Origin of the sequence: Microvirga ossetica (genome assembly GCF_002741015.1) — a bacterium.
Taxonomy (GTDB): Bacteria; Pseudomonadota; Alphaproteobacteria; order Rhizobiales; family Beijerinckiaceae; genus Microvirga; species Microvirga ossetica.
In genome coordinates this window covers 1,035,530-1,049,019 of record NZ_CP016617.1, presented here as the reverse complement: position 1 = coordinate 1,049,019, position 13,490 = coordinate 1,035,530, and the positions used below count along the sequence as shown (strand labels likewise).

Below are 13,490 nucleotides of genomic sequence, written 5' to 3'. Positions count from 1 at the left end.
ATGAGTGACCTGTCCTTCCCTGACACTCCGCGCGTTGATGCCTATGACAAGGTCTGCGGCAAACCGCTCTTTGGGGCCGACGACGTCCGGCCCGGACTACTGCACGCGGCCTTGGCCGTCTCAACCATTCCCAAGGGGCACATTGTCGCTCTGGATTCAAAGGCGGCGAGTGGCGTACCAGGCGTCCGGCTGGTGCTCACCCACGAGACCATGGGCGCTGTAAAGTCGAGCGGCTTCATCATGGGCGGCGGCTACGGCTTCCAGAGCTTCCAACCCATGTTGTCGCGGGCCATCGCTTACCGCGGCCAGCCGATCGCGCTCGTCGCAGCCGATACACTCGAAGCGGCGGTGGAGGCGGCGCACCTCGTCACAGCCGAGTACATCGAAGAGCCCTTTAGCGTCACGCTCGGCGCGAAGGGCACGGAGATCATCAATCAGGCGGATACGCCGCTGAAGAATTTCATCCCCGAGATCATCGCGGGCGATGCCGACAAGGTCTTCGCGCAAGCGCCAGTCAGGATCGACGCGACATACAATTGTCCACCACAGCACCAGAACCCGATTGAGCTGATCGCCACGGTCGCCGAATGGAACGGCGACAAGCTCACCATCCACGAAGGAACCCAGAACGCCGAAGCCATACGCCACGGTGTTGCGTTGGGGCTAGGGATCAGTCCGGAGAACGTCGCGGTGATCTCGCCCTTTGCCGGAGGGGGGTTTGGCCAGAAAAACTCCCTGCAGATGCAGACTATCCTCGCCGCTGTTGCCTCGCGTGAGACGGGACAGCCGGTGAAGCTTGTCGTTCCACGTGCAGGCGTCTTCCATGACGCGAGCTTCCGCCCGGCAAGCCGACACCATATCCGACTCGGGGCCGATAAGTCCGGCAAGATGATCGCAGCCATTCACGAGGTTGACGCTCAGACGTCGCGCCATGACCTGTTCCCCGGAGAATACACCGCGACCAGCGCCCGCCTTTATGGGTTCTCGAACTTTCGCGGCGTAGAGAGGCTTATCCGCACCGACGTCCAGACGCCAGGCTACATGCGTGCGCCCTTTGAGCATCCAGCCTGCTTCGCCATGGAAACCTGCGTGGATGAGCTGGCCTATGCATTGGGCCGGGATCCGGTGGAGCTGAGGCTGGCAAATGACACGACTATTGATACGGCCACTGGGCTACCCTTCTCATCACGCCACGTCGCCGAGTGCCTGCGCCGCGGCGCAGAGCGCTTCGGGTGGACGAACCGCTCCATGGCGCCCCGTTCCATGCGGTCTTCGGACCGCACTGAAATCGGCTGGGGAGTAGCGATCGGAGCCTACCCTGGCCTCATCGTGCCCGCTGTCGCGCATCTGAGGGTCACCGACGAGGGCGATGCCGTCATTAGCGTGGGTGGCCATGAAATGGGACAGGGGATCCGTACTGCGCTCGCCAACGCCATCAGCCGTAAGCTCGGTGTTCCTGCCGCAAAAGTGAGTGTCGTGATTGGGGATACCCGTGCCGCTCCACAGCACCTCACCGCCGGCTCCTGGGGCACGGCCTCCGCCATCCCGGCCGCCGAGGACGCAGGCGATGCGATGCTGACAGCCCTTGTCGAGGTGTCGCACGGTCCCCTAGCCGGTCGCACGCCCGCGGAAATCCTGAAAGCTGCGGGCCGCCAATCGCTGGAGCTGGAGGTCCAGCGAAAGGCCCCTGGCCAGCCGGATGCCATCTTCGGGCGGCTCCGCGCGGGGTTGCCCTCCATAGGAGGCCCGGTCTTCGGGAGCTACGTCACCTGCAGCTATATCGCTCATTTCGTGGAGGTGCGGATCGAGCCTAACACACGGCGTATTAGGGTGCCGCGCGTGGTGAGCGTAGCCGATTGCGGTCGGGTCATGAGCCCACGCACAGCTACCAGTCAAGTTCGTGGTGGTGTTGTGTGGGGGATAGGTGCTGCCCTGCGTGAGGCGAGTGAGGTCGATCCGCGGTATGGCGGCTTCCTAAATGCCGACCTCGCAGAGTACGTGGTGCCGGTGAACGCTGATATTGGCTCGATCGAGGTGGAGTTTATCGACGAACCTGACACCACATTCAACAGCGCCGGCGCCAAGGGCCTCGGTGAGGTTTCCATGGTTGGGGTCGCGGCAGCGATCGCCAATGCGGTGTTTCACGCCACAGGGCGACGCCTCCGCGACCTGCCGATCCGCATCGAACACCTGCTGTGACAAGCGCTGTGTGGGAGCATGCCGGTGTCCAGCAGCCTGCTAACTTGTTCCACCCGAACAAGAGACGAGGATCATGGGCATGTTTACGAGAACGGCGCGACCCAGATCAGGAACTGATCTTGCGCTGACGCCACGTATGGACACTTCGTGCAGGCCCGGCCGCGTGGCCGGGCCTGCAACCTAAGTTCACGCCATGACAGACGCGGCAGCGGCCGCTTGCTGGTCTGCCTTCACTTCCTCCCCGCGAACGAAGGCCAGGATCTCCGGATTCACGATCTCCGGATGGGTCTGACACAGGCCGTGTGGCAGGTCCTTGTAGGTCTTGAGCATGCCATGCTTCAGGAGCTTGACCGTCAGTGGCGCTGAATCGGCATAAGGCACGATCTGGTCGTCCTCGCTGTGGATCACCAGCACTGGCACGTCGATCGCCTTCAAGGCCTCGGTGAAGTCGGTCTCGGAGAAAGCCTTGATGCACTCATATCCAGCCTTGACGCTCCCCATCATGCCCTGCCGCCACCAGTTGCGGATCAGAGCCTCTGACACGTTCGCGCCTGGCCGGTTGAAGCCGTAGAAGGGGCCACTCGGAATATCGAGGTAAAGTTGGGCGCGATTGGCGGCAAGTGCGGCACGATATCCGTCGAACACCTCGATCGGCGTCCCGCCCGGATTGGAATCCTTCTTGACCATCACCGGAGGGACCGCGTCGATCAACACGGCCTTGGCCACGCGTCCCGGTTCCGCGCGCGCCACATAACGTGTGACCTCGCCGCCACCGGTCGAGTGGCCGATATGGATCGCGTTCTTGAGGTCGAGCGTCGTGACCAACTCGGCGACATCGGCTGCATAGGTATCCATCTCGTTGCCGCCGTCGGTTTGGTCCGACCGCCCGTGGCCCCTGCGGTCGTGGGCGATCACGCGATATCCTTCCGCCAGGAAAAACATCATCTGGTTGTTCCAGTCATCGGAACTCAATGGCCAGCCATGGTGGAACACGATCGGCTGAGCGTCTCTGGAGCCCCAGTCCTTGTAGAAGATCTGGGTGCCGTCTTTGGTGGTGATGTAAGTCATGGGGATGCGATCCCTTGCCACGTAGCCGCCCGGCAGGACCGGCGCCGCTGTCTCGTGATTGGGCGATGGCGGGCAAGATACGCGTCCGTCGAACGATTCGGGCCCGGTCGCGACGACGGGAGCATCGTAACAAATTCACCAAGGTAAGACAGCTTGCGCGTGTCCATTTCCATCCTGGCTGCGAAAACAGATGTCTCGCCGTCGCCATGAAGCATGATTGGACAAAGGTGTTCGGGTCTCAAGCCTGAGGGCCTACCATGGTCTCCTTCAGCGGTTCTGCACAGCCCGGTCAGGAAAGGCAGTTGAGCAGGTGGCACGATGCGGCATGTTCGTGTCTGAGTCTGAGTGAGTGCCGTATTATCCAGCGCGACTGGCCCATGATCCAGGAGGGTCGCTTGACGGATCATTCTGATATCTCCCCAACCCACACCATCACGCCGATGGATCCACCCCCGTCCTCCGACCGCCCGACTGTGGCGATGCTCCAGGGCGACATTGATAGTGGTCGGACTGGGGACAAGAATCCGATGTTAGATCCCAGTGGAGCCCCTCTCGGCACCGATGATGAGGCTGCCGGCACGCCACCAACTCCCTTCAGTGTCGCGGTGGCCCGCTATTATGAGACCGTGGAGCGCTGGACTGGAGGCAACTGGAAACCCGATGCGGCTCATCACAGGTGGGACGGCGTTTCGGTGGGCTTTATCGGCTTCATTGTCGCGGTGGGCGTGATCCTCACCGTCGGCATTTGGATGGTCCGGGCACCATTGCCAGGGACTTAGATCGGGCACAGGATAGGCTGTAGGTCTTGCTGCAAGGCTTTGGGAGGAGGGAGCGACATCCTTCAGCGATGCGCCATCAGCCTTGGGAGCCTCAACCTAGTTCACCAAGCTGACTGTAATGTTCGCGCGCGTTTGGCATTGGTCGGCTAATGGGATGGTCTGACTGTGCCTGGGCGGTGCTGGCCCGTGGGCACGCATATCAGGACCAGAGCCCATCCTGAGATTGCTGCTTTGCACGACGTAGGAGAGACCAATGAACTGGCAGCCCTTCCGTCGCGGACTTCGCTTGCTACCCTGACCGGGTGACAAGGCGCAGGAGATGGTGACCGGCTTCCTGAACGATCAGGAGGCGCGGGGACGGCCTGTCGGCGTCGCCATTGACAGGTCCGGCGCCCTGCCGATTGCCGACGATACCGGCGGCACGGTTTGGCAGGTGACGTCGGCGCAGTGACCAGCGGATGCTTGGAGACTACCAATTGCTCCGGACTCGGTGGGTCGTCCCCCGACAGCCTCTCTAGAGCACGATTGAGGTGTTGCCCAATACATCAGCCCTCATTTTGAGTGAAGTTGGCCCGTCCCCACTGAATTGGTTGTTGCTAACGACCTGCTTTCTCCCAATGTCATGAGGCCTTGATTGGCACTGCAAGGTCTCTAGGCACCAACGCCACATTTACTTGCTCCGGAGCAGTGCTTTCTCGGGCCGGGAGCTTCCAGCCGGGTCGGACGAAATGACAGGTGTAGCCATTCGGAAGCCGTTCAAGGTAGTCCTGATGTTCGGGCTCGGCCTGCCAGAAATCGCCGGCTGGAGCGACTTTTGTGACTACCTTGCCCGGCCAGAGCCCCGACGCATTGACATCGGCGATCGTGTCTTCTGCAACCCGTTTCTGCTCATCGCTCGTGTAAAAGATTGCTGAACGATAGCTCTCCCCAACATCGTTGCCTTGGCGGTTCTGTGTGGTCGGATCGTGGATCTGAAAGAAGAATTCGAGAATCTTCCGGTAACTGATCGTAGCGGGATCAAAGATGATCTCGATGGATTCCGCGTGGGTTCCATGGTTGCGGTAGGTGGCATTAGGAACGTTGCCACCCGTATAGCCGACACGCGTTGAGACCACGCCCGGATAGCGGCGGATCAAATCCTGCATGCCCCAAAAGCAGCCCCCGGCAAGGACTGCACGTTCGGTTGATGTCGCCATGCTTTGCCTCCTTCAATGTCTCCGACTGGCCTCCGCCGCCAACCTAGGCCTTCCAGCTTGATGCCAGCCTTCGAAGGGGAGGAAGCCTAAGGCCGTTCCTCCCCTCTAAGGCCGATAGTGCCTAGGCACTCCCGTCCGCCTCCTCCTCGAAGGTGATGGCCACATCGGCGTTCGCGGACAGACGCACCTTGTCCCCGTCGACTTCCGCGACAAGAGCCGTCGCAATGTAGTGATGGTGGCCCTCGTGAGAGCCTTGGCCACTGTCCTTCTTCGTCAGCTTGATGCGGTTTCCCTCCAGCCGGTCGACGGTGCCGATGTGAACACCGTCAGCACCGATCACCTCCATGTGCTCTCTGATTGTGGGAATAGCTGCCATGTGTCTTCTCCTGCTTTCATCGTGAATACAGCCTTAAGGGCTCCCGTACGAATTACGTTCTTTTCGGCTGACCAAGGTGGAGAGCCAACGACAGCTTGCGACGCCAGCAGCGGCTTAACCAGGAAAGTCAGCTGCTCGGATCAGGCGCCGCTCAGGTTCCAGTAACAATGCCAAGCCTCAGTCATTTTCCGCCATCGCCTTAAACTTGCGACGCACTCTCATTGAGGTGGTCTGTCACGCACCGCTTTTGCTTCACTCCACCAGTCGGTCCACAGGTTCAGCATCACGCGATCATTTCCACGAAAAATTGCTGCAACTGTGTCAGCCACGGCATCCTCCGCATCCGCCAGGACCGCCCGCTTGACCTCGAGTGCTTTAATCGGATTGGGAGATTCCCCATGCACCAGCAGAGACCGCCAAGCTTGCCTGTTGGCGAGATAACCTCGGAAGAAGGCCTCCAAGTCCTTTTCCTTAAAATGGCCAGCTGGGTAATATCTTGCTAAACTCGTCCACATGGTCACAAGAACGCCGATCAGCCGGTCGACAGCTTCTTCCTGTTGACCAGCATGCAGGGTGTGAACCTGTTTGTGCTCATGAGCGTAAGCAGCCGCGAGTTGCGTCGGCAAACACCTTGCGAGTTCGGTCAGTTGGCTCCAATCAACGTTTGTCGATTGAGCGGCGGCAGGATGGCTCGGCATGAGGCTGTCCTTTTGTAGGCGAAGGGGTCCGCATGATGGCCCATATCAGGGGGCAACGCCCATTGGCAGTCTAGCTAGGCGGTTCACTCGCGCCACCTGCGAGCACCTCACTTTGAAGTCGCATTATGAACTTGAATGATGACGGTGTCTTGGACGAAATTATCGACCCGTCAGGTACCCCCACCATAGGTTCGATCATGAGCGGCGCGATATTGCTTCGGTCGATGATATTAAACATGATGTGAGGCATGACGGCAACGATCCAAACGCTGTTGCTGCTTCTCGTGGTGCTGGTCGTCGTCGCCATCCTCGCCCGGCGGCTCAACACCGCTCCGTCGATCCTTCTCGTCATCGCCGGCATCGGATTTGCTCTCGTGCCAGGCCTGCCCCAGATCGAGCTAGCGCCTGAACTGGTCCTGCTCGGCATCCTGCCACCGCTGATCTATTCGGCTGGCGTCGCCATGAGCTGGCGTGAATTCCGGTTCAACCTGCGCCCGATCACGCTCCTGGCGTTCGGCTGCGTCATCTTCACCACCTGTGCGGTGGCGGTCACCGTCCATTGGCTGCTCGGCATCCCGCTCGCGGTCGCCTTCGTGCTCGGCGCCATTGTGGCGCCACCCGATGTGGTCGCACCCCTGGCCATCGCTAAGCGGTTGGGCCTGCCGCGCCGGCTCTTGGTCGTGCTCGAAGGTGAGGGCCTCGCCAATGATGCCACGGCTCTGATCCTGTACCGCTTCGCGATTGCCGCGGTGAGCACTGGTCTCTTCTCCCTCGGCCAGGCCGCCGGGACGTTCGCCGTGATCGTGGTTGGCGAGATCGGCTACGGCATTGCCGTTGGTTGGCTGAGCCTCCGCTTGCGGCGCTGGGCACGGGACGCTCGCGTCGAAATTACGCTGTCGTTGATGACGCCCTATGTCGCGTTCTGGGCTCCTGAGCATTTGGGCGGATCGGGCGTGTTGGCGACAGTGGCCGCCGGGCTGTTTGTGAGCTGGAACGGGCCGCTGCTCATTCCGGCGGCGACGCGGCTGCAAGGGATCTTTTTCTGGGATTTGATTGTCTATTGGCTCGAAGGCTTTGTCTTTTTGGTGACCGGCCTGCAGGCCCGAACGCTCCTCGAGCAAGGGGACACGTTCCTGCTGCGCGACCTTGTGCTGGCAGTGCTGATCACCACTGCGGTGGTGATCATTGCGCGATTCCTATGGGTGTTCCCGGCGGTCTATTTGCCGCGCTGGCTAAGCTCATCGCTGGCGCGCCGAGACCCGTCTCCGCATTGGCAGTATGCCTTCGTCCTTGCGTTTGTGGGTATACGTGGCGTCGTCTCGCTCGCGGCGGCACTGGCCATTCCACTGACCACCGCAACCGGCACCCCGTTTCCCCTCCGCGATCTCATTCTCTCCATTACCTTCGGCGTTATCATCATCACTCTCGTTGGACAGGGACTATTGTTGCCGAGCGTCGTCCGCTGGCTGGGTTTGTCGAACGACACTATCGACGAGCGCCAGCGTGAGCACGAAGCCGAGCTGGCCGCACGGGCAGAAGCGCTGGCCCTGGTACAATGCCGGCTCGATCAGCGGGCGGCCGATGGCCAGATTCCACCTGAGGCGCTGGCAACGCTGCGGGCCCGTCACGAATATCGTGTTGGGCGGTTGCCGGGCAATATGGCCGACCGGCCCGATACCGACTTTGTAGCGGCGGAACTCAGGATGGAGCTGATTACTGCCGAGCGAGAATTCATTTACCGGCTGTTGCAGGAGGGACGGATCACTGATGAAGGGCGCCGACGCATCGAACGTGAGCTCGACCTGGAGGAAGCGAGTGTCGCCTGTAAGAGGGAAGGTGGAGTAGAACTCCCGCTCTGAAACCAACCGTCGAAGGGAGCACGCCAGGTTTGCTCAGTAAACCTCGGCAACTTGGACGAAGGATAAACATCAGTCAGACAGTGTCTGGTCTGCCCCCATCTCGCGGCCGGTCTCGCTTGGGCGGTTCTCTCATTGCAGGGTAGGTTTCTCAGGAGTATCATCATGACGATCAGAAGCAGGACTTCAAGTTGCGTGTGCCTGTTGGCCAAAACGTGCCTATGAGGGTGCTCGATATTGGTCCAGGTCGATCGTGAACAGTGGCGTCGCTGCCCGGCCAGACCAGAGAGAGGACGCTTAAACATGCGTCGTCGACTCACACGCCTGCTCTCGTGTGCAGCACTTTCCGCCCTTGGCCCCACGGTTGTCTGGGCGAGCTGTGCCGAGAATTTGACCCGCATTCAGACCGCCCTTCCAAGAGCCGCGCCGGATGTGCAAACTCGCGCAGCACCGCTCGTGACCGAGGCAGAAGCGAGGCTCAAGGCGCGGGATGCAGCGGGATGCGAAGCGGCAACGTCACAAGCTCTCCAATTCCTGCAATTGCCTGTCCTCCCGCCCATACAGCTATCAACCCCAATGGCCGGCCTTCAGGAGCCTGCTCGCGCCAATAAGCCGTCCGAGCCTGCCGCACCCGCACAGAGAGCATCGACCGATCCGAGGTCCGGAGCGAACGCCAATGCGAACGCAGCTCCGTCGCCGCCTTCCGGAGCTGTGTCTCCGGGAGCTACATCTCCCGGAGCGGTTGAGGCGGCTCGGCAAAGTGCAGAACCCGGCCAAGCAGGTCGTCAGGGCAGTCCGCCCGATACCGCAGGTCAAGCTGCCGAGGCGCAATCTCAATCTCAGGCCCCAGCGACGCCTCAGAATCCCGCTCAGTCCACAGTGTCCAACCAGCCTCAAACGCGTGCCGGGCAGGCTCAGGCTAGCGCCCAGCCTCAGGCCGCATCGGTTCCGCAGACACGGCAATCTGCGACTATAGGTGCGCCAAACATGCCTTTCTTCCTTTCCTCGCGCGATCTGATCGGCTCTGAGGTGGTGGATCCTGACAATACGGGCCGCACCTTGGGCCGGGTTGCCAATCTGATCATCGACAAAGTCACGGGACAGACACAATACGTGATGCTTGAATCAGGAGGCTTCCTCGGCTGGGATCGAGACCGGGTGATCATCCCCTACAGCATCCTAACGTTCAGCGGAGAATGGGACCGTCCTTCGCTCCGGGTCCCGGCGAGCAAGGTCGAGAACGCACCACAGATCCGCGACCAAGATATCAATACACTCTTGCAGGACCCAGATTGGCGTCGCGCGATTGCCCAGTATTTTGGAACGGAAATGGCCGAGAATTCTCCCAACGCGGGCGGGAATGCAAACCTTCAGGCCAGTGCAGAACCGCCTGGTCCGAGGCCGTCGACCTCAAGTCCTCCCACCGCTCCATCCAACCCGACAGGATGGTCCTCAGATCCGAAGGCTGCTCCTGGGGAGGGCGCGACCGGCCCCACAGCCGCATCAGGCGATTCGGCAGCGACCCTAACCGCCGCCGCGATACCACCTCCCGCCGGAGCCGGCGGTCCCGATCCGGTGCATGGAAAAGCTGTGGCTCAGCGTGCCTGCGCAGCCTGTCATACATTTGAGAAGGGTGGAGCCACACGGGTTGGTCCCAACCTGTTCGGAACCACGGCACGGCCGATCGCTGGTATATCCGACTACCGGTATTCAAATGCATTGAAGGCCCATCAGGGAAATTGGAACCAGGCCAATCTCGATGCCTTTCTCAGGAACCCGCGCGGCTACGCCCCAGGAACCTACATGACCTTCCCAGGGATCAAATCCGATCAGGACCGTCAGAATGTGGTCGCCTATCTCGAGAGCCTCAAATAGCGAGCGCTACCATGACCAACTCATCCGATGAGCGGCCTGTAATAAACCCGTCGCGGCGTCACTTCCTCGTAGTAGGGGCAGCCGCAACAGCGCTCGTAGCCGATGCAGTCAGGGCCCAGGCGCCTGCACCGGCCGGAACGCCGCAGCCTGCACCGGTCGCTCCTCAAAACCAGCTACCACGCCCCGGCCAGATTCCCGCCCCCGGTCCTCAGGGCTATCGCTTCCTGACGAGCGCCGAGGTGGAGACGTTGACCGCCATGGTCGACCGGCTCATCCCTGCAGACGATTTCGGCCCAGGAGGCGTGGAGGCCGGAGTCGTGACCTTCGTCGACCGAGAGCTTGGCGGTCAATTCGGCGCGGCCACGCGCTGGTACATGGCGGGGCCATGGGCCGAAGGCACCCGTTCCCAGGGCTGGCAACTCGCTCTGACCCCAGCCCAGATCTATCGCACCGGATTTCTGGCACTCGACCGATGGTGCCTTGGGAGCAAGAGCAAGCGCTTCGTCGAACTCGCCCCAGCTGATCAAGACGAGGTTCTGACACTGTTGGAAAGCGGCAAGATCGAACTCGATGGCGTCTCGTCGGCAACCTTCTTTCAGATTCTCTGGCAGAACACTGTCGAAGGCTATCTCGGTGATCCGCTCTACGGCGGAAACCGTGACATGGGTGCTTGGCGCATGATCAACTTCCCTGGCGCTAATCCGGTCCTGACGCCAGCAGTCGACCTCAATGGTGAACTCTACGAGATCGAGCCGATCGCTATCGGCCCTTGAATCGGGAGGTCTGCATGCCACGCGAGATGCCCCATGTAGATGTCGTCATCATCGGAATGGGCTGGACGGGCAGCATTGCCGCCCGCGAGCTCGCCGACACCGGACTGCGGATCGTGGGCTTCGAGCGCGGCGGCTATCGCGACACGATTCCGGACTTTGCCGCGCCGCAGGCGCTGGACGAGATCAAGTGGAACTCCCGCGGCGAGATCTTTCAAAACCTTGCACGCGAGACGCTGACCTTCCGCAACAAGCCGGACGAGGCTGCTCTTCCCATGCGTCGGCTCGGAGCCTTCCTGCTCGGTGAGGGATTGGGCGGCGCCGGGCTGCATTGGAACGGCCAACATTGGCGCTTCCAGCCTGCGGATTTCCAGATGAGGAGCCATAACGAACAGCGCTACGGCAAGAACTTCATCGATCCTGAGCTGACCATCCAGGACTGGGGCGTGACATATGATGAGCTGGAGCCCTATTACGACAAATTCGAATATGTCTGCGGGACATCGGGCAAGGCCGGGAACCTGAAGGGAGCCGTCCAGGAGGGAGGCAATCCTTTCGAGGCTCCTCGCTCACGCGAGTACCCGACGCCCCCTCTGAAGCAGGGCCTCGGTCCGCGTCTCTTCGCCGAGGGAGCCAGGCGGCTTGGCTACAAGCCGTTTCCGCAACCCGCCTCGAACATGAGCCAGGACTCCTATACGACCCCCGATGGCGTTCAGATGGGCCCCTGCACCTATTGTGGCTTCTGCGAGCGCTATGGCTGCTACAACTGGTCGAAAGCAACTCCATTCAACACTGTCCTGCCGGTCGCTCTCAAGAGCCCGAATTTCGAATTGCGCTGCGACAGCCATGTGACGCGTATTGAACTCACGCCTGACAGCAAGGCCGCGCGCGGGGTCACCTATTTCGACATCGCAGGCCGCGAGACCTTCCAGCCCGCAGACCTTGTGCTGCTCTGCGCCTTCCAGATGCACAACGTGCGCCTGATGCTCACCTCGGGCATCGGGCAGCCCTACGATCCGGCAACGGGACAGGGTGTAGTTGGCAAGAATTTTGCCTATCAGACCATGTCCTTCATCTACCCGTTCTACGCGGACAAACGCATGAACGCCTATGCGGGCGCCGGCGCGATGGGGATGACGATCGACGAGTTTAACGCTGACAATTTCGACCATGGCCCACATGGTTTCATCGGCGGTGGATACATCTTGGGACAGACCACGGGCGCGCGCCCGATCCAGCAGACAGTGCTGCCCGACGGGACGCCATCCTGGGGCTCAGGCTGGAAAAGGGCCCTGCATGATTGGTACGATCGTTCCTACACCATCCAGGCGCATGGCGGCAGCACGGCACGGCGGACGAACTATATCGATCTCGATCCTACTTATCGCGATGCCTATGGCATGCCGCTTCTGCGCGTGACTTTCGATTTCCCCCAGAACGACCTGAAGATGCGGCAATTCCTGACCGACAGAATAACGGAAATAGCACGTGCCACCAACCCGATGCACGTGAAGATCTCGCTGCCGCCAGTGCCGTTCAGCATCGTGCCTTATCAGACGACGCACACAACGGGCGGGGCCATCATCGGCACCGATCGTGCGGCCTCGGCTGCCAACACTTACCTTCAGAGCTGGGATGTGCCGAACGTCTTCATTCATGGAGCGTCAGCCTTCCCGCAGAACGCGGGCTACAACCCGACCAACACGGTCGCGGCGCTGAGTTACCGGTCCTTGGAAGCCATGAAGTCGAAATATCTCAATAACCCTGGGCAGCTGATCTGACGGGGCGGCCTGGGCACTGTTGCAGTAACTTGAAAACGGCATAACGGACCTAGTTTAACGGGCCACTCAGGCAGCAAGACCGAGGAGCTGATTGACAAGACGGATTTCGCCTGTCGCTCGACGCTCCCGCCCGATGCAATGACCGCGGCGGATCATGCGCATGATTTCAAAACCCCGTCAGGGTCGCGGCGACGGTTTTCATCGTCTGGAAGCCGCGTGTCAGCCGGATCATGCGCTTGAGCGCGCCGGGATCCGCTTCAAGGATGTTATTCAGATATTTCGAGGTGCAGTGTTTGACATCCTTCGACAGCAGCCCTTCGTTCTGCAGGCGCAGGATTGCCTTGGGATACGACGCCAGCTTATCCGTCGTGATGGAGGATGGTGGATAGTGACTCATCGCCTTGATGGCCTTACGCAAGAAGCGGTAGGCTGCTCTAGTGTTTCGCCGGTCTGCCAGCATGAAGTCGATCAGTTGCCCGTGCTTGTCGATGGCACGGAATAGGTACTTCCATCTTCCGCCGACCCGCACATAGGTCTCGTCCACGCGCCAGGATCCGGAACGGGAACCCTGGTAGTGGCGCACCCGTTTCTCGATCTCGGGCGCGTAACGCTGGACCCACCGGAAGATCGTGGATGGATCGACCTCGACGCCACGTTCTTGCATCATCTCGGCGAGATCTCGGTAGCTGATCCCGTACTTGCAGTACCAGCGGACACACAGCAGGATGATCTCAACCGGAAAGCGACGGCGTTTGAACAGAGACACAGAAGCGGATCCTTGATGAACCGCTCCTCGTTATACGGCCGAGGTTAATGCAACGGAGCCGTTTGAGGCCGGCACCTGACTGCGGACCTCGAGGGGCCAACCCTCATCTCTTGTACAGCTCCACAT

10 protein-coding genes and 2 pseudogenes are annotated in these 13,490 nt (G+C 60.8%); 7 read left to right on the top strand and 5 right to left on the bottom strand.

Annotated features, from left to right (window positions below; genetic code table 11):
• On the top strand, positions 1–2,199 hold the full coding sequence (locus BB934_RS33005) for a xanthine dehydrogenase family protein molybdopterin-binding subunit (RefSeq protein ID WP_099514046.1): 2,199 nt from the start codon (positions 1–3) through the stop codon (positions 2,197–2,199).
• Positions 2,200–2,385: 186 nt separating this feature from the next.
• On the opposite strand, the gene BB934_RS33000 is transcribed toward BB934_RS33005, so the two are convergent.
• Entirely contained in the window at positions 2,386–3,267 is an 882-nt protein-coding gene (locus tag BB934_RS33000) for an alpha/beta fold hydrolase (RefSeq protein ID WP_099514045.1), read from the bottom strand.
• 395 nt (positions 3,268–3,662) lie between these two features.
• Here BB934_RS33000 and BB934_RS32995 point away from each other — a divergent pair, with 395 nt between their 5' ends.
• Positions 3,663–4,046, top strand: coding sequence for a hypothetical protein (locus BB934_RS32995; RefSeq protein WP_237050423.1), 384 nt, complete (start codon positions 3,663–3,665; stop codon positions 4,044–4,046).
• A gap of 298 nt (positions 4,047–4,344) precedes the next feature.
• Positions 4,345–4,497, top strand: a pseudogene (locus tag BB934_RS32990) (PQQ-dependent sugar dehydrogenase); the annotation flags it as partial.
• 169 nt (positions 4,498–4,666) lie between these two features.
• Here BB934_RS32990 and msrA read toward each other — a convergent pair.
• The 3 genes from msrA to BB934_RS32975 form a co-directional block, all read right to left on the bottom strand.
• A complete protein-coding gene (gene msrA, locus BB934_RS32985; RefSeq protein WP_099514044.1) occupies positions 4,667–5,242 on the bottom strand; it encodes a peptide-methionine (S)-S-oxide reductase MsrA in 576 nt (191 codons plus the stop codon).
• 121 nt (positions 5,243–5,363) lie between these two features.
• Entirely contained in the window at positions 5,364–5,618 is a 255-nt protein-coding gene (locus tag BB934_RS32980; RefSeq protein WP_099514043.1) for a DUF2171 domain-containing protein, read from the bottom strand.
• A 218-nt stretch (positions 5,619–5,836) separates the two neighbouring features.
• The gene (locus BB934_RS32975; RefSeq protein ID WP_157934465.1) at positions 5,837–6,316 is read right to left on the bottom strand and encodes a hypothetical protein; all 480 of its coding nucleotides are present in this window, start codon (positions 6,314–6,316) and stop codon (positions 5,837–5,839) included.
• A gap of 248 nt (positions 6,317–6,564) precedes the next feature.
• On the opposite strand from BB934_RS32975, the gene BB934_RS32970 reads away from it, so the two are divergent.
• The 4 genes from BB934_RS32970 to BB934_RS32955 all read left to right on the top strand — a co-directional run bounded on the left by BB934_RS32970 (position 6,565) and on the right by BB934_RS32955 (position 12,598).
• Positions 6,565–8,175, top strand: a complete 1,611-nt coding sequence (locus BB934_RS32970) for a Na+/H+ antiporter (protein ID WP_099514041.1) — start codon at positions 6,565–6,567, stop codon at positions 8,173–8,175.
• 984 nt (positions 8,176–9,159) lie between these two features.
• Positions 9,160–10,047 (top strand): c-type cytochrome, encoded by an 888-nt coding sequence (locus BB934_RS48450; RefSeq protein ID WP_162299249.1) that lies wholly within the window; start codon positions 9,160–9,162, stop codon positions 10,045–10,047.
• An 11-nt stretch (positions 10,048–10,058) separates the two neighbouring features.
• The gene (locus BB934_RS32960) at positions 10,059–10,820 is read left to right on the top strand and encodes a gluconate 2-dehydrogenase subunit 3 family protein (RefSeq protein ID WP_099514039.1); all 762 of its coding nucleotides are present in this window, start codon (positions 10,059–10,061) and stop codon (positions 10,818–10,820) included.
• A 14-nt stretch (positions 10,821–10,834) separates the two neighbouring features.
• Positions 10,835–12,598 carry a GMC family oxidoreductase gene (locus BB934_RS32955; RefSeq protein ID WP_099514038.1) on the top strand — a complete coding sequence of 588 codons (1,764 nt, stop codon included), beginning with the start codon at positions 10,835–10,837 and terminating at the stop codon, positions 12,596–12,598.
• A gap of 66 nt (positions 12,599–12,664) precedes the next feature.
• Here BB934_RS32955 and BB934_RS32950 read toward each other — a convergent pair.
• Positions 12,665–13,364: pseudogene (locus tag BB934_RS32950) on the bottom strand (IS6 family transposase).
• Between the last annotated feature and the right edge of the window lie 126 nt (positions 13,365–13,490).

Coding starts and splice junctions, on each gene's coding strand:
- BB934_RS33000 (WP_099514045.1), bottom strand. CDS start 3,267: ATGACTTACATCACCACCAAAGACGGCACCCAGATCTTCTACAAGGAC.
- BB934_RS32975 (WP_157934465.1), bottom strand. CDS start 6,316: ATGCCGAGCCATCCTGCCGCCGCTCAATCGACAAACGTTGATTGGAGC.
- BB934_RS32980 (WP_099514043.1), bottom strand. CDS start 5,618: ATGGCAGCTATTCCCACAATCAGAGAGCACATGGAGGTGATCGGTGCT.
- BB934_RS33005 (WP_099514046.1), top strand. CDS start 1: ATGAGTGACCTGTCCTTCCCTGACACTCCGCGCGTTGATGCCTATGAC.
- BB934_RS32970 (WP_099514041.1), top strand. CDS start 6,565: ATGACGGCAACGATCCAAACGCTGTTGCTGCTTCTCGTGGTGCTGGTC.
- BB934_RS48450 (WP_162299249.1), top strand. CDS start 9,160: ATGCCTTTCTTCCTTTCCTCGCGCGATCTGATCGGCTCTGAGGTGGTG.
- BB934_RS32960 (WP_099514039.1), top strand. CDS start 10,059: ATGACCAACTCATCCGATGAGCGGCCTGTAATAAACCCGTCGCGGCGT.
- BB934_RS32955 (WP_099514038.1), top strand. CDS start 10,835: ATGCCACGCGAGATGCCCCATGTAGATGTCGTCATCATCGGAATGGGC.
- msrA (WP_099514044.1), bottom strand. CDS start 5,242: ATGGCGACATCAACCGAACGTGCAGTCCTTGCCGGGGGCTGCTTTTGG.